Here is a 16,387-nt window from a genome sequence, read left to right as displayed (position 1 = left end):
CCCACATGAAGATCGTGCTCGTGACCGACGCCTGGCAGCCCCAGGTCAATGGCGTGGTGACCACCCTGGTCGAACTGGTGCGCCAGGTCCAGGACCTGGGCCACCAGGTGGTGGTGATCCACCCGGGCCAGTTCCGCACCCGCCCGTGCCCCGGCTACGCGGGCATCGACCTGGCGCTGTTTCCGGGGCGGCGGCTGCGGCGCCTGATCGACGAGTCGCGGCCGGACGCGATCCACATCGCCACCGAAGGGCCGCTGGGCTGGGCCGCGCGGCGCCACTGCCTGCGGCGCGGCCTGCCGTTCACCACCGCGTACCACACGCGGTTTCCCGAGATGCTGCACGTGGCGCTGAAGGTGCCGCTGTCCTGGGCCTATGCGCTGTTCCGCCGCTTCCACCGACCGAGCCGCGGCGTGCTGGTGCCCACCAGCGGCGTGATGGACCTGCTGCGCGCACGCGGTTTCGGGAATCTGCGTGCGTGGACCCACGGCGTCGACACCACGCTGTTCGGCTTTCTGCCCGAGCCGCGCGAATGCGCCGGGCTGGGCGACCTGCCGCGCCCGGTGAGCCTGTTTGTCGGTCGTCTGTCGCACGAAAAGAACATCCAGGCCTTTCTGGATCTGGACATTCCGGGCAGCAAGGTGGTCTGCGGGGTCGGTCCGCTGGAGGCATCGCTGCGCGCGCGTTATCCCGAGGTGCACTGGGTTGGCGTGCTGCCGCGGCGCGAACTGGTCGAGGTCTATGGTGCGGCCGACGTGTTCGTGTTCCCCAGCCTGCACGAAACCTTCGGCCTGGTGATGCTCGAAGCCATGGCCTGCGGCGTGCCGGTGGCGGCGTTTCCGGTCGACGGCCCCCTGCAGGTGATCGCCGATTCGCCGGGCGGGGTGATGCACGAGAACCTGCGCCAGGCCTGGTCCGCGGCGCTGCGGATTCCCCGCCAGCACGCCCGCGACCGCGCGCTGGCATTTGGCTGGGACATGGCCGCAGAGCTCTTTCTCTCCAACCTCGTACCGGTCGAACAGCCCCGGCGCGCATCGCGTTCGCGCCCGCACACCCTGGACGAAGAGTCGGCCGTTCTGGCCCTGCAACGCATGCCAGTGTCACAAGAACGTCATCCTTTGGTCGAATAATCGTCATTGACTCGGAGCAGCGGCCCCACTTCCGTGGACCCATCCGGCCGCCGCAGATGCCAATGAACGCCACCCCAAAGACCCCTTCGCCGACCTTTCTCGACCGGGACCAGAGCATCCTGGCCTTCAACGAACGCGTCCTGGACTGGGCCCAGCGCGACACGGTGCCGCTGCTGGAGCGCCTGCGCTACCTGTGCATCGTGTCTTCCAACCTCGACGAGTTCTTCGAGGTGCGCATGGCGCCGCAGCTGGCGGCCTTCAACGCCAACGAGCAGCGCGGCCCGCAGACCGCGGCCGGCTACGGGCGCCTGAGCGCCCGTCTGCACGACCTGGTCACCCGGCAATACGCGATCTACAACGAGCAGTTGTTGCCCCTGCTGGACCAGGAAGGCATCAAGCTGGTCTCGCACGGCGAGCGCGACGCGCGCCAGCGCCGCTGGGTCAAGGAGTTCTTCGAACGTGAGGTGCGGCCCCTGCTGCTGCCGGTCGGGCTGGACCCGGCCCACCCGTTCCCGCAGGTCGCCAACAAATCCCTCAATTTCATCGTCCGCCTGCGCGGCAAGGACGCTTTCGGGCGCGAGAACGAGGTGGCGATCGTCAAGGTACCGCGCAGCCTGCCGCGTTTCGTGCGCATGCCGGCCAGCCGCGGCTCCAAGCAGAACCTGTTTGTCTCGATCTCCAGCCTGATCCGCTCGCACCTGGCCGACCTGTTCCCGGGCCGGCAGGTGACGCAGTTCTCGCAGTTCCGCATCACGCGCCATTCCGACCTCGCGGTCGATGAAGAAGAAGTCAAGAACCTGCGCACCGCGTTGCGCCTGGGCCTGCAGCAGCGCCACTATGGCGAGGCGCTGCGGCTGGAGGTCTCGGCCGGCTGCTCCGAATTCCTGTCGGCCTTCCTGCTGGAGCAGTTCGCGCTGCCGCCGCAGGCCCTGTACCGCGTGCCGGGGCCGGTGAACCTGGTGCGCATGAACCAGCTGATCGACCAGGTGGAGGCGCCGGGCCTGCGCTTTGCGCGCCACACGCCGGGCTGGCCGGTGCAGCTGGTGCCGGGGCAGTCGTTCTTCGAGCGCCTGCAGCAGGGCGACGTGCTGATCCACCAGCCTTACGAGAGCTTCGACGCCGTGCTGGCCTTTCTGCGCGAGGCGGTCGAAGACCCGGACGTGCTGGCCATCCGCCAGACCATCTACCGCACCGGCAGCAAGGCCGAGATGATCGACCTGCTGCGCGAGGCGGTGCGCCGCGGCAAGGAAGTCACGGCGGTGGTCGAGCTCAAGGCGCGCTTCGACGAAGAGGCCAACATCAACTACGCCGAGCGGCTGGAGTCGGTCGGGGCGCAGGTGGTCTATGGCGTGGTGGGACTCAAGACGCACGCCAAGATGCTGCTGGTGACCCGGCGCGAAGGTGCGGCGCTGCGGCGCTATGCCCACGTGTCGACCGGCAACTACAACCCCGGCACCGCGCGTCTGTACACCGACCTGAGCATGCTCACCGCCGACCGCGCACTGACCGAAGACATCGAGCAGGTGTTCCTGCACCTGGCCAGCCAGAGCCGGTTGCCGCGCCTGAAGAAGGCGCTGATCGCGCCCTTCAACCTGCACAAGGCCATGCTCGACCTGTCAGAACGCGCAGGGCGTGCGGCCGAAGCCGGCAAGGAGGCCCGGATCATCCTCAAGATGAATGCGCTCACCGACGAACCCCTGGCGCGTGCGCTGGCGCGGGCCTCGCAGCAGGGCGCGAGCATCGACCTGATCGTGCGCGGCGCCTGCATCCTGCCGGCGCAGGTGCCCGGCGTGACGGAGAACCTGCGGGTGCGCTCGGTGATCGGTCGCCTGCTGGAGCACTCGCGCGTGTTCTACTTCCGCATCGACGGCGAGGAGCAGCTCTGGCTCTCCAGCGCCGACTGGATGAACCGCAACATGCTGCGGCGGGTCGAACTGGCCTGGCCCGTCACCGACCCGGCGCTGCGCCAGCGGATTCTGGACGAATGCCTCTCGGCCTACCTGCACGACAGCCGCGACGCCTGGCTGCTGCAGCCCGATGGCGAATACCGCCGCGCGGCCGGTCTGCTGCCGGCGGGCGAGGAACCGCTGTCGGCCCAGACGGCGCTGATGGCGCGCTATGGCAACCACCAACCGGAGTCCGGCCCATGGAACTGATTCTCTGGCGCCACGCCGAAGCCGTGGAGCATCCGTATGGCGAAGACGGCGTGGGCGGCGATCCGCTCGATCTGGAACGGCGCCTGAGCACGCGTGGCGAGAAGCAGGCCGCGCGCATGGCGGCCTGGCTCGACCGGCAACTGCCCGACGGTGCCCGGGTCTTCGCCAGCCCGGCGCAGCGCACGGTGCAGACCGCGCAGGCGCTGGGGCGCAAGTTCAAGCAGCGCGACGAGCTGCTGCCGGGTGCCGGTCCGGCGGCGGTGCTGGCGCTGGCGGGCTGGCCCGACGGCCGTGGCCCGGTCGTGATCGTCGGTCACCAGCCGACGCTGGGGCAGGTGATCGGTGAGCTGCTGGGCCTGCCCGACACCGAATGCCCGATGCGCAAGGGCGCGATCTGGTGGCTGCGCCAGCGCGAACGCGGCGGAAAGATGCAGACCGTGATCGTGACGGTGCAGACACCCGAGCTGGTCTGAGCCGGCGGGCTCAGGCCGCGGCCAGGGCCTCTCGCGTCCCCTGGATAACCTGATCGAGGGTGCCGTCGTCGGCGAAGGCCTCCGGGTCTTCGATCAGGGACCGCATCTCCAGCGCCTCGCAGACCTGCGCCAGCCGCGAGGCGCAGGTGTTCAACGCCGCGCCCTTGAGCTGGTGTGCCGCGTTGCCCAGCGCCTGGTGGTCGCGCGCGGCCATCGCACGCTGGATGTCGCCCATGCGGGTGTCCAGCTCGGCCAGGAAGTCCTGCACGATGGCGCCACGCACCTTGCCCACACCGTTGTCGAACTCGCCCAGCATGGTCCAGCGCTCGACGTGGATCCAGGGTGCGACCTTGGTCTCGGCGGGCAGCAGCGGCGCACCGGTCATGGTCTCCGGCCCCAGGGCCTCGTTGTCGCCCAGCCAGCGTTGCAGGGCCAGGCCCAGGGTGTGCAGTTCCAGCGGTTTGGCCAGGTAATCCGACATGCCCGCCTCGAGGCAGCGGGTCCGGTCGTTGGGCAGGCTCGACGCCGAGACGCCCAGCACGATCGGTGCGTCCGGCCCGAGCCGCTCGCGGATCTGCCGCGTGGTGGCCGCGCCGTCCATCTCGGGCATGTGGCTGTCCATCAGCACCAGCGCGTAGGGCCGGTGTTCGCGCTGCGCCTGCTCCACCGCCTCGACCGCACGCAACCCGTTGTCGCGGGTGTCGTGCAGGTAGCCCAGCCGGGTCAGCATGGCCGAGGCCACCTTGAGGTTGGTCAGGTTGTCGTCGACCACCAGCAGGCGGTAGGAGCCCACGGCCAGCCGCAGTTCCGGCACCGCGGTCGAAGGGATGTCGTCCGCGTGCGCCGGGGCCGTCTGGACGGTGAACGAGAAGGTCGATCCGACGCCGGTCTGGCTGTGCACCTGGATCTTGCCGCCCATGCGCTCGACCAGGTAGCGGCAGATCATCAGGCCCAGGCCGGTGCCGCCATACACCCGCGCGGTCGAGGTGTCGCCCTGCGAGAAGGGCTGGAACAGCTCACCCAGCCGCTGCTGGGAAATGCCCACGCCGGTGTCGCTCACGGCGAAGCCCAGGGTCATGGGCTCGCCCGCCTGCTCGACCCAGGCGCGCAGCGTGACTTCGCCGTGGTGGGTGAACTTCACCGCGTTGGACAGCAGGTTCAGCAGGATCTGCCGCAGCCGGGTGATGTCGCCCACGATGGCCTGCGGCAGGTCCGGCCGCAGGTCGACCCGCAGCTGCAAGCCCTTTTCCTGCGACTTGATCCGCGTGATGTCGCAGACGCTGCGGATCGCGGCGTGCAGGTCCATCGGCAGGTGCTCCAGCGCCAGCTTGCCCGACTCGATCTTGGAGAAGTCCAGGATGTCGTCGACCACCGACAGCAGCTGCTCGCTCGACACCTTGAGCACGCCCAGCAGTTCCTTCTGCGAGCGGTTCAGGCCGGTGTCGCCCAGCAACTGGCTCATGCCGACCACGCCGTTGAGCGGGGTGCGGATCTCGTGGCTCATCACCGCCAGGAAGCCGGCCTTGGCCCTGACGGCCGCCAGCGCCTCCTCGCGCGAGGTGGCGAGCTCGGCGGTGCGCACGCGCACGCGCTCTTCGAGCAGCAGCGTCGCGTCGCGCAGCGCCTTGTTCTTGCGCTTGACCGCCCGGTTGTAGGCCTGCAGCTTCACCGCGCTGTCGTGCATCACCCGGGACAGGTTGTAGACCTCGCGGAACGGGGCCTTTTCCTGGATCCGCGGGACGCTGCCGGTACCGACCAGCATCGCGGACTTGTTGAGATGCTGGAACTGGGCCGACAGGCGCCGTGCCACCAGGAAGGCCACCATCGCGCCGACGCCGATCAGCGCCGCCATCGCCAGCAGCGCCCACTGCCGCGCCTGCAGCACGTGGGCGGTGAAGTCCTGCTCGGGAGCGACCACCACCAGCTGCCAGTCGAGCTGGTACTTGCCACCGAAGGGGCGGTGCAGGGCGATCAGGCGGTTGCTGGTCAGGCCAAGGCGCTGCAGCCAGTCCTGGCTGGTCTCCAGGCGGACCAGGCCCTGTTCGCCCCGGGATTGCTGCCCGTCCGGTGCAAACAGCTGGGCGTAGGACTCGCGCACCAGCGCCTCGCGGCTTTGCAGCGGGGTGATGCGCTGTTGCTTGTCGTTGACCAGGGTGCTCAGGTCCTCGTCGACCGACGAAGCCACCATGCGTCCCTGTCCGTCGACCAGGTAGGTCACCGCATGGTCGCTGATCCGGGTGCTGCGGATCAGTTCGGTCAGGCGGGCCAGGCTCATGTCGACCGCCATCACGCCCAGCAGGGTCTGGCCGTCGGCGTCGAAGATCGGCTGGGCCAGCGTCAGGTCGAACTGGTTCTTCACCGCCGAGCGGTAGACGTCGGTGAACACGCGCTTGCCGGTGCTGGCGGCCAGCTGGTACCAGGGGCGCTTGCGCGGGTCGTAGATGGTGGTTTCGGTCTTGATCAGCCGGCTGCGGTCGCCAGGCTGGGCGATCTCGTAGTGGCGCCGGCCGGTGTCGCCCGGCTTGATTTCGCGCACGACAAAGCGGCCGTCCTCGCGCTCCAGGCCGAAGAAGCTGCCGTCGGTGGTGCCGAAATAGAGATACGGCACGTTGGGTGACTGCTGCGTGAGCGCATAGGCCATCAGCTCGAAGGCGGCCGTGTCGTGCAGCCAGTTGCGGGTGCGTTCGGCCTCGGCGCCGCTGGTGGTCACGGGCGGCACCAGGGCGTTGACCACGGTGTGCGATTCACCGAGATGGGCCAGCGCCCCGACGTCGACCCGGTGCGCGGCCTGGCTGATCGCGTTCTCGGCCAGGGTGTCGATGGCCTGCGAGCTGTTGGACGAGAGCAGCCAGGACACCAGCAGCGCCGGCAGCAGCGCCGACAGCACCAGCGCGGCGATGAGCGTCGGGCCCAGCGAGAGGCGGCGCCGCGGCGGCGCGGGCGAAGCGGTTTCGGTCACCATGCTCAGCTGGCGGGCAGCGGGTCGACCGCGCACACTTCGATCGCGACCCGCCGGTGGGGCAGCTGGATGACCTGTCTGGCCACCGGCTGTATGGCCCCGGTGACGCTGCGCAACACCGGGATGGTCACGGTGATGGGGTGCTGCACCTGCGGATGGCGCTGGATCGCCAGCGTGTCGACCACGGTTTCTCCGACCGGTAGCAACTGCGTCGCGCCGCCCAGCAGCCCTTCCAGCCGCATCATCGCCACCGGGCCGGCGTGCAGCGCGATGCCGACCTCGAAGCGTGGCAGGTCCTTGCCGGGAAACTGCTGCCGCAACCAGGCCTTCATCGCCGTGGCCGCGTTGCGCAGACCCAGTGCGGCCTTGATGGCGCGCAGGCCGTGGCGGGCGGTGGTGCCCGCCGGCGGGTCGGCGAACAGGGTGAGCAGGCCGTCGCCCACGAAGTGGACCGAACTGGCGCCAAACAGATGGACGGTGTCGCCGCTGCTTTCATAGAAGCGTTGCAGCACCCGGGCCAGCTGCGGCGGTGCCAGCGCCGACAGCCAGTGGCCGTAGTGGCGCAGGTCGGCGAACAGCATGGTGGCCTGCGGATGCAGGGTTTCCTGGCTGCCCTGCGACTCGCCGGGCCACTGCTCGCTGAGTTCGCGGGCGAGCCGTTTTTCGAACTGTTCCTGCAGGGTCCAGGCCTGCGACTCCAGCGCCTGCGTCACGGCGTCCTTGACCACCAGTTCCCGTGCGGCGGCGCGCATGGCCTGGCGGTTGAGCTGGGCCGAGACGGCCTGCGCCAGCTCGGTCGGGTGCACCGGCTTGGTCAGGTAGTCGTCGGCACCCAGGTTCATGCCCTGGCGCATGTCGCTGCGCTCCTGCATCGAGGTCACCAGGATGAAGGGCGTCTGGTTCAGGCTGGGGTGTTCGCGCACCTCCCGCAGCAGCTCGAAGCCGGACAGGCCTGGCATGTTGATGTCGCTGACCACCAGGTCGGGCTGGCATTGGCGGATCGTCAGCCAGGCCGACTGGCCGTTGTTGGCCGCCATCACCGTGTGCCCCTGCAGATGCAGGGTTGCCTCGATCAGTCGCAATGTTCCGGCGTCGTCTTCCGCCACCACTATCAATGCCATCGTTGCCCGTTTCTCCGCCCGTCCGGGCTGACAAGCCCGATCCTACCGGGTCGGTGCACCGATTTCCGTCAGGAACCTCTTGGGCGGAGGAGGGCGCGACCGGCCCGTGGCTGCCGATCGACGCCGGTGTGCGGCTTTCAACGGATCTCGGCCTGGAATTTCCAGCCGGACTTCTGCCAGGCCAGCAGCTCCTCTCCCAGCAGCCAGGCCGACTGGGGGAACTTGCGCGACCAGCCTTCGGGCGTCGCCAGCCGGAAAGCGCCGGACTTGTAGCTCAGCCGCAGCGTCTCGTGCTCCGGCGCCCGGCGCGCATGGCACAGGATCACCGCCAGCCGCAGACAGAGCAGCTGCTTGGCGAACAGCTCGTCGGCCAGCTCGGCCTCCAGCTTGCGCAGCTTGCCCCGCTGGCCCAGCACCAGCTGGCTCATGCGGTGCAGTTCCGGGAAGGAGAAACCCGGTGCGTCCACGTTGTCGAGGATGTAGGCGCCGTGGTGGTAGGAGCGCTCGTGGGAAATGTGGGTGCCGATCTCGTGCAGCCGCGCGGCCCAGGCCAGCTTCTGCGAGAAGCGCTCGTTGGCTTCACCGGCCGCGACCTGGGCGAACAGGGCGGTGGCGACGGCACTGACGCGCTGGGCCTGTGCCGCGTCGACCGAAAACCGCTCGCTGAGCCAGCGCACCGTGCGCTCGCGCACGTCTGCGCCCTGGGTGTCGCGCTCGATCAGGTCGTACAGGGCGCCGTGGCGCAGTGCGCCCTGGGCCGGCAGCATGTCGCGGATGCCGAACAGGTCGAACACGGCGCGCAGCACGCTGACGCCGCCGCCGATCACCGGCCGGCGATCGTCTTTCATGCCCTCGATCTTCAGCTGGTCGGCGCTGCCGGCCTTGACCAGGCGCTCGACCAGCCAGTCCAGCCCGTCGCGGGTGACCGCACCGGCCGGCCAGCCGTTGGCCGTCAGCACATCGGCGACCGCGCCCACCGTGCCCGAGGAGCCGTAGGCCACCTGCCACTGAGAGCGGGGAAACACGTCCAGCGCCTGGTCGAGCACGGCCTTGGCGGCGACCTCGGCCGTGCGGAAGGCATCGTGGTTGAACTGGCCCTTGGGAAAATAGCGCGCCGACCAGGCCACACTGCCCAGCCGGTACGACTCCATCTGCTCGGCCCGGTAGCCCTGGCCCAGGATCAGCTCGGTCGAGCGGCCGCCGATGTCGACCACCAGCCGGCGTTCGTCCGACTGCGGCAGCAGGTGCGAGACGCCCTGGTAGATCAGGCGGGCTTCTTCGTGGCCGGAAATCACTTCGATGCCGAAACCCAGGATGGTCTGGGCCTTCGCGAGGAATTCGTCGCGGTTGCGCGCTTCGCGCAGGGTCTGGGTCGCCACCGCGCGCACCTGTGCCTTTCGGAAACCGTGCAGCCGCTCGGCGAACCGCGCGAGGCAGTCCCAGCCACGCTGCATGGCCGCCAGACTAAGCATTTTGTTTTCATCTAGCCCGTTGCCCTGGCGCACGGTTTCTTTCAGGTACTCGATGCGCTCGATGTGGCCCGACTGGAAGCGCCCGATTTCGAGGCGGAAGCTGTTGGAGCCAAGGTCGATGGCGGCGAGCAGGGTACCGTTTTGCATGGGGAGAGGGTTCTGGTTTGCGGCGATTGTGACGCATGGCCGGCGTCGCTTCGGGGTGGTTTCGGGCGCTTCATTTGTGACATCGCCGATTTGTCACAGTGCTGTCACAGAGCGTCCATAGAGTGCCGGGTGTGGACTTTTTCCCCAACCTCTGAGGAACCGAAATGAATACCAAGCGCACCCTCCTGAAGACCCTGGCCGCCGCCGCCCTGGCCACCATGGCCATGGGCACGGCCTTCGCCGCCGACATCACCGGCGCGGGCGCCACCTTCCCGTTCCCGGTCTATGCCAAGTGGGCCGAGGCCTACAAGAAGGAAACCGGCACCGGCCTGAACTACCAGTCGATCGGTTCGTCTGGCGGCATCAAGCAGATTCGCGCCAAGACCGTGACCTTCGGCGCCACCGACGCACCGGTGCCCGGCGCCGACCTGGACAAGGACGGCATGATCCAGTTCCCGGCCATCATCGGCGGCACCGTGCCGGTGGTGAACCTGGAAGGTTTCCAGCCGGGTGAGCTGCGTGTGACCGGCCCCGTGCTGGCCGAGATGTTCCTGGGTGCCATCACCAAGTGGAACGACCCCAAGCTGGTCGCCCTGAACCCGGGCAAGAAGCTGCCCGACGAGAACATCACCATCGTGCACCGCGCCGACGGCTCGGGCACCACCTACAACTGGACCGACTACCTCACCGCCGTGAGCAAGACCTGGGCCGACAGCGTGGGCAAGGGTGCCGCCGTCAAGTGGCCGGCCGCTTCGTCCGTCGGTGGCAAGGGCAACGAAGGCGTGGCCGCCAACGTCAACCGCGTCAAGGGCGCGCTGGGCTATGTCGAATACGCCTACGTGAAGAAGAACAAGATGAACTTCATGCAGCTGCAGAACGCCAACGGCAAGTACGTCAGCCCCGACGACACCACCTTCGCCGCCGCCGCCGCCAGCGCCGACTGGCTCAGCGTTCCTGGCATGGGCATCTCCATGGTCAACGCCAAGGGCGACAGCGCCTGGCCGGTGTCCACCGCTTCGTTCATCCTGATGTACAAGCAGCCGGAAGACAAGGTCGCCTCGGCCGAAGCATTGAAGTTCTTCGACTGGGCCTTCAGCAAGGGCAAGACCCTGGCCACCGACCTCGACTACGTGCCGCTGCCCGACGCCCTGACCGCCCAGATCCGTGCCAAGGTCTGGAACCAGGTCGCCAAGTAAGCAACACCCTTCGGCCCGGGCCCTGGTGCACACTGTGCGCCGGTCCCCGGGCCTTTTCAGCGGTATGAAAGCACCTGGAGGGGACCCAACATGAGCGTGGGCATCACCATGAGTACGACACCGGTGGCCGAGGCATCGGCCGCACCCCGCATGCAGTCGATCGCGCGCCGACAGCGGCTGCAGGACCTGTTTTTCCACCGTGCCACGCAGGGCTTTTCGCTGCTGGTGCTGGTCGCCCTGATGGGCATCCTGGTTTCCCTCTTCGTCAACGCGCTGCCTGCGTTCCAGAAGTTCGGCGCCCGTTTCATCTGGTACGTCGAGTGGGACATCATCAATGAAGAATTCGGTGCCGCGATCGCCATCGTCGGCACCCTCGCCAGCGCCGGCATCGCGCTGATGATCGCGGTACCGCTGGCCTTCGGCATCGCGCTGTTCCTGACCGAAACTTGCCCGACCTGGCTGCGCCGCCCGCTGGGCACGGCGATCGAGCTGCTGGCGGCCGTGCCGTCGATCATCTACGGCATGTTCGGCCTGTTCGTGTTCGCGCCGCTGTTCGCCGACTACCTGCAGGTGCCGTTGCAGAAGATGCTGGGCGGCATGCCGCTGATCGGCTTCCTGTTCGGCGGCTCCACCAACGGCATGGGCATCCTGGCCGCCGGCATCGTGCTGGCCTTCATGGTGCTGCCCTTCGTGGCCGCCGTGATGCGCGACGTGTTCGAGATCGTGCCGCCGATCCTGCGCGAATCGGCCTACGGTCTGGGCTGCACGACCTGGGAAGTGGTGCGCCGTGTCGTGCTGCCCTACACCCAGAAGGGCGTGATCGGTGGTGTGATGCTCGGCCTGGGCCGCGCGCTGGGCGAGACCATGGCCGTCACCTTCGTGATCGGCAACGCCAACCGCATGCCCACCTCGCTGTTCTCGCCGGGCACTTCGATCGCCTCGACCCTGGCCAACGAGTTCGGCGAAGCCGCCGACTTCCACATCTCGGCCCTGTTCGCACTGGGCTTCCTGCTGTTCGTGATCACCTTCGTCGTGCTGGCACTGGCCAAGTGGATGATCATCCGCGGCGAAAAGGCCAAAGGACTCTGACCATGAAGGACTTCAACCAGGCGATCTACCACCGCCGCAAGTTCTCCAACGCCATCGGCCTGACGCTGTCCATGGGTTCCATGGTGCTGGGTCTGGCGGTGCTGTTGTGGATCCTGTTCGTGCTGCTCTCCAACGGCCTCTCGGCGCTGGATGCCAACCTGTTCACCCAGGACACGCCAGCGCCCGGCACCGAAGGCGGCGGCCTGCGCAACGCCATCGTCGGCAGCCTGCTGATGGTGGGCTGCACCGTGCTGTTCGCCACCCCGGTCGGCATCCTGGCCGGCATCTACCTCGCCGAGTACGGCGACACCAGCAAGACGGCTGGCCTGACCCGCTTCGTGACCGACATCATGCTGTCGGCCCCCTCGATCGTGCTGGGCCTGTTCGTCTACGCCATCGCGGTCGCGACCATGGGCGGGTTCTCCGGCTGGGCCGGCACGCTGGCTCTGTCGCTGATTGCGGTGCCGGTGATCGTGCGCACCACCGAGAACATGCTGCGGCTGGTGCCGGGCAGCCTGCGCGAAGCGGCGTTTGCCCTGGGCGCACCGCGCTGGAAGGTGGCGACCATGGTGACGCTGCGCGCCGCCAGAAGTGGTGTCATGACCGGCCTGCTGCTGGCCGTGGCGCGCATCAGCGGCGAAACCGCACCGCTGCTGTTCACCGCGCTGAACAACCAGTTCTTCAACGCCGACATGAGCAAGCCGATGGCCAACCTGCCGGTGGTGATCTTCCAGTTCGCGATGAGCCCCTACGACAACTGGATCCGCCTGGCCTGGGCCGGCGCGCTGCTGATCACCCTGGCCGTGCTGCTGCTCAACGTCGTGGCCCGCATCTTCTTCCGGGACCGCTCGGCCCACTGAACCCCAACATTCCTGAAGGCACCCCCCCATGCCCACCACCATGACCACCGGGAAGAACGCGCTCGAAGTGCGTGACCTGAACTTCTACTACGGCAAGTTCCACGGCCTCAAGGGCGTGACGATGGACATCGCCGAAAACAAGGTCACCGCCTTCATCGGCCCGTCGGGCTGCGGCAAGTCCACGCTGCTGCGCACGCTCAACCGCATGTACAGCCTCTACCCCGGCCAGCGCGCCGAAGGGCAGATCAACTTCTACGGCGAAAACATCCTGGACGCCAAGCAGGACCTGAACCTGCTGCGCGCCCGCATCGGCATGGTGTTCCAGAAGCCGACGCCGTTCCCGATGTCGATCTACGACAACATCGCCTTCGGCGTGAAGCTCTACGAGAGCCTCAGCCGCAGCGAGATGGACGACCGCGTCGAATGGGCGCTGACCAAGGCGGCGCTGTGGAACGAAGTGAAGGACAAGCTCGACCAGAGCGGCCTCTCGCTGTCGGGCGGCCAGCAACAGCGCCTGTGCATCGCGCGCAGCGTGGCGGTCAAACCCTCGGTGCTGCTGCTGGACGAGCCGACCTCGGCCCTGGACCCGATCTCGACCGGCAAGGTCGAAGAGCTGGTGCACGAGCTGAAAAAGGACTACACCATCGCCATCGTGACGCACAACATGCAGCAGGCCGCGCGCTGCAGCGACTTCACGGCCTACATGTACCTGGGCGAGCTGATCGAGTTCGGTTCCACCGAACAGATCTTCTTCAAGCCCACGCGCACCGAGACCGAGGACTACATCACCGGCCGCTTCGGCTGATCCAGGCCATCCACACAGGGAACAGACATGGGTGACAAACACATTTCAAGCCAGTTCGACGCCGAACTCAACGCCATCTCCACGCACGTGCTGGAGATGGGCGGTCTGGTGGAGTCGCAGCTGCACCAGGCGGTCTATGCCCTGGTGCACCTGAGCCTGGAGACCGCCGAGCAGGTGATCGAGACCGAAAACCGCATCAACCTGATGGAAGTGAACATCGACCACGCCATCATCTCCACCATCGGGCGGCGTCAGCCGACGGCGCGCGACCTGCGCTTCCTGATGGCGATCTCGCGCACCACGCAGAACCTGGAGCGCGCCGGCGACGAGATCGCCCGCGTGGCACGCATGGTCAAGTCCATCATCGAGAGCGGCTCGCCGCGTTCGCTGCCGATCTCCGAGCTGCGTCTGGCGGCCGATCTGGCAGCCGGCATGCTGCGCAAGACGCTCGACTCGTTTGCCCGTCTGGACGTCAACATGGCGCTGGCGATCATCAAGGACGACGACGCGATCGACGGTGAATACAACGGCTTCCTGCGCAAGCTGATCACCTACATGATGGAAGATCCGCGCACCATCTCGCCGAGCCTGGACCTGCTGTTCCTGGCCAAGTCGCTGGAGCGCGTGGGAGATCACGCCAAGAACATCGCCGAGCAGATCATCTTCGTGGTCAAGGGCGAGGACGTGCGCCACAGCCCGATGGACAGAGTGGAGTCGGTCGTCGGATGAATAACACGAGACCCCCACGCTTCCTCGCTTCGCGCGGTGCGCTGCCCCCCGAGGGGACGCTTTTTCATCTTGGGACGGCCCGGCAATGAAAAAGCTTCCCCGCATCCTGGTGGTCGAAGACGAACCGGCGATCGCCGAGCTGATCGCCGTGAACCTGCGCCACAACGGGTTTGCACCGACCGTGGTGTATGACGGCGCAGCGGCGCGGCGCGAGATCGACGCGGTGCTGCCCGATGTGATCCTGCTGGACTGGATGCTGCCCGGCGAGAGCGGCGCGGCGCTGGCGCGCCAGTGGCGCAAGCAGGAGCGCACGAAGACCGTGCCGATCCTGATGCTGACCGCGCGCAGCGACGAGGCCGACAAGGTGCAGGGCCTGGACGCCGGTGCCGACGACTACATCACCAAGCCGTTCTCGACGCAGGAACTGCTGGCCCGCATCCGCGCCGTGCTGCGCCGCCGTGCGCCCGAGATCGTCAACGACTCGGTGCAGGTGGGCGAGCTGTCGCTGGACGCCGCGACCTACCGCGTGAGCTACCGCGACACCGAGCTCAAGCTCGGTCCGACCGAGTTCAAGCTGCTGCACTACCTCATGAAGCACCCGGAACGCGTGCACACGCGCGGCACCTTGCTCGACAAGATCTGGGGTGACCATGTGTTCATCGAAGAACGCACGGTGGACGTGCACGTCAAACGCCTGCGCGAATCGCTGGGCGAGGCGGCCAGCATGGTCGAGACCGTGCGCGGCGCCGGCTACCGCATCACGGCCCGCCAGCCGGTGGGGCAGGGCAGCGACGACAATTCGGCATGATTGTTCGTTTTCTGGGGTTGCTGCTGCTCCTGGCTCTGGGCGGCGCCTGGGGTGTGCTCAAGGGATCTGTGCTGCAAACCCTGGCGGGCGTTTTTCTGGGCGCGCTGCTTTGGCTGGTCTGGGACAGTGTGCCTGCCGCACGCCTGCTGCGCTGGCTGAGCCGGCCCGATGCACCGGCGTCCCTGCGGCTGTCCGGCCTCTGGGGCGAACTGTTTGAGCGCACCCGCAAGCGCCTGCGCGCGCTGGAGCAGAAGGCCGAGAGCAGCGATGGCCGGCTGCAGGATTTCCTGGCCGCCCTGCAGGCCTCGCCCAACGGCGTGGTCCTGCTCGACGCGCAATCGCGCATCGAATGGAGCAACCAGACGGCCCAGCACCACCTCGGCCTCGACCCCGAGCGCGACCTGGGGCAATACGTGCGCAACCTGGTGCGCCATCCGGCGTTCACGGCCTACATGGACAGCGGCGATTTCGGCCACGAGATCGAGATCGATGGTGCTGGCCAGAGCACGTCCCAGCCCCACAAGATTTCGCTGCAGGTGCACCCTTACGGCGACCAGCGCCAGCTGATGCTCACGCGCGATGTCACGGCGGTGCAGCTGGCCGAGGCCATGCGGCGCGACTTCGTGGCCAACGTGTCGCACGAGATCCGCACGCCGCTGACGGTGCTGTCGGGCTTCGTCGAGACCATGCAGAGTCTGTCGCTGGAAGAGGAAGAGCGCCAGCGCTTTCTGGGTCTGATGAGCCAGCAGGCCCTGCGCATGCAGACGCTGGTGAACGACCTGCTGACGCTCTCGCGCCTGGAGGGCAGCCCGGCACCGGGCAGCAGCGAATGGACCGATGTGCGCGACTGGATGCAGCAGGTGGTGCAGGAAGCACGGGGCCTCTCGGCAGCGATCGCCGATCCGGTGCACGAGATCACGCTGGCGTCGGGACCGGCGTCCCAGGTCGCCGGCAGCCGCAGCGAACTCTACAGCGCCATGTCCAACCTGGTGAGCAACGCCGTGCGCTACACCCCGCCAGGCGGATGCGTGCGCGCCGGCTGGCGCACGACCGCAGACGGAGGTGCCGAGTTCTTTGTCGAAGACACCGGGCCGGGCATTGCGCCCGAACACCTGCCGCGGCTGACCGAGCGCTTCTACCGGGTGGACCGCAGCCGCTCTCGCGAAACCGGTGGCACCGGCCTGGGGCTGGCCATCGTCAAGCACGTGGCGCAGCGCCACGGCGGGCAGGTCACCGTGCGCAGCACGGTCGGGCAGGGCTCCACCTTCTCGATCCTGCTGCCGGCCTCGCGGCTGCGGCCGTCTGCCGCGGCGCTGAACTAGGGCTGCGCTGAACAAGTAGCCGAATTGAGTGGCCCGCTGCGCAAAGGGTTGCCGACGCGGGCAAGCGGCGCGATTCGACCGCGTTCGCTGGACATACCAGCCGTGCTCGCGCACCCACCGTGC

At 67.8% G+C, this 16,387-nt stretch carries 13 protein-coding genes; 10 read left to right on the top strand and 3 right to left on the bottom strand.

The genetic code is table 11. The annotated features are described in order from the left end of the window. Positions 1-5: 5 nt before the first annotated feature. From ACS5NL_RS12855 to ACS5NL_RS12845, 3 genes are all read left to right on the top strand, one after another. Complete coding sequence (locus tag ACS5NL_RS12855; RefSeq protein WP_439354226.1) at positions 6-1,127, top strand: glycosyltransferase family 4 protein; 1,122 nt, start codon at positions 6-8, stop codon at positions 1,125-1,127. A gap of 62 nt (positions 1,128-1,189) precedes the next feature. After that, entirely contained in the window at positions 1,190-3,283 is a 2,094-nt protein-coding gene (gene ppk1, locus ACS5NL_RS12850) for a polyphosphate kinase 1 (RefSeq protein ID WP_439354225.1), read from the top strand. Then, positions 3,274-3,756 carry a SixA phosphatase family protein gene (locus ACS5NL_RS12845; RefSeq protein WP_439354224.1) on the top strand — a complete coding sequence of 161 codons (483 nt, stop codon included), beginning with the start codon at positions 3,274-3,276 and terminating at the stop codon, positions 3,754-3,756. The genes ppk1 and ACS5NL_RS12845 overlap by 10 nt, the downstream gene beginning before the upstream one ends. Before the next feature lie 10 nt (positions 3,757-3,766). On the opposite strand, the gene ACS5NL_RS12840 is transcribed toward ACS5NL_RS12845, so the two are convergent. From ACS5NL_RS12840 to ppx, 3 genes are all read right to left on the bottom strand, one after another. Beyond that, positions 3,767-6,718, bottom strand: a complete 2,952-nt coding sequence (locus ACS5NL_RS12840; RefSeq protein ID WP_439354223.1) for a hybrid sensor histidine kinase/response regulator — start codon at positions 6,716-6,718, stop codon at positions 3,767-3,769. A gap of 2 nt (positions 6,719-6,720) precedes the next feature. Then, positions 6,721-7,836 (bottom strand): response regulator, encoded by a 1,116-nt coding sequence (locus tag ACS5NL_RS12835; RefSeq protein ID WP_439354222.1) that lies wholly within the window; start codon positions 7,834-7,836, stop codon positions 6,721-6,723. A gap of 137 nt (positions 7,837-7,973) precedes the next feature. Then, complete coding sequence (ppx, locus tag ACS5NL_RS12830) at positions 7,974-9,455, bottom strand: exopolyphosphatase (protein ID WP_439354221.1); 1,482 nt, start codon at positions 9,453-9,455, stop codon at positions 7,974-7,976. Between the two features lie 164 nt (positions 9,456-9,619). Between ppx and pstS the strand changes: the two genes are divergently transcribed. The 7 genes from pstS (at position 9,620) to phoR (ending at position 16,264) form a co-directional block, all read left to right on the top strand. Next, positions 9,620-10,651 (top strand): phosphate ABC transporter substrate-binding protein PstS, encoded by a 1,032-nt coding sequence (pstS, locus tag ACS5NL_RS12825; protein WP_439354220.1) that lies wholly within the window; start codon positions 9,620-9,622, stop codon positions 10,649-10,651. Positions 10,652-10,741: 90 nt separating this feature from the next. Next, on the top strand, positions 10,742-11,740 hold the full coding sequence (gene pstC / locus ACS5NL_RS12820; RefSeq protein ID WP_439354219.1) for a phosphate ABC transporter permease subunit PstC: 999 nt from the start codon (positions 10,742-10,744) through the stop codon (positions 11,738-11,740). A 2-nt stretch (positions 11,741-11,742) separates the two neighbouring features. Beyond that, a complete protein-coding gene (gene pstA / locus ACS5NL_RS12815) occupies positions 11,743-12,600 on the top strand; it encodes a phosphate ABC transporter permease PstA (protein ID WP_439354218.1) in 858 nt (285 codons plus the stop codon). A gap of 28 nt (positions 12,601-12,628) precedes the next feature. Then, positions 12,629-13,405 (top strand): phosphate ABC transporter ATP-binding protein PstB, encoded by a 777-nt coding sequence (gene pstB, locus ACS5NL_RS12810; protein WP_439354217.1) that lies wholly within the window; start codon positions 12,629-12,631, stop codon positions 13,403-13,405. A gap of 27 nt (positions 13,406-13,432) precedes the next feature. Beyond that, entirely contained in the window at positions 13,433-14,134 is a 702-nt protein-coding gene (gene phoU / locus ACS5NL_RS12805) for a phosphate signaling complex protein PhoU (RefSeq protein WP_439354216.1), read from the top strand. A gap of 85 nt (positions 14,135-14,219) precedes the next feature. Further along, positions 14,220-14,942, top strand: a complete 723-nt coding sequence (gene phoB, locus ACS5NL_RS12800) for a phosphate regulon transcriptional regulator PhoB (RefSeq protein ID WP_439354215.1) — start codon at positions 14,220-14,222, stop codon at positions 14,940-14,942. Then, positions 14,939-16,264, top strand: coding sequence for a phosphate regulon sensor histidine kinase PhoR (gene phoR / locus ACS5NL_RS12795; RefSeq protein WP_439354214.1), 1,326 nt, complete (start codon positions 14,939-14,941; stop codon positions 16,262-16,264). The genes phoB and phoR overlap by 4 nt, the downstream gene beginning before the upstream one ends. The last annotated feature ends 123 nt before the right edge of the window (positions 16,265-16,387 follow it).

Source organism: Hydrogenophaga sedimenti (assembly GCF_051857515.1).
Taxonomy (GTDB): Bacteria; Pseudomonadota; Gammaproteobacteria; order Burkholderiales; family Burkholderiaceae_C; genus Hydrogenophaga.
The sequence above is the reverse complement of the archived record's forward strand: the minus strand, read 5'-3'. Positions and strand labels throughout refer to the sequence as shown.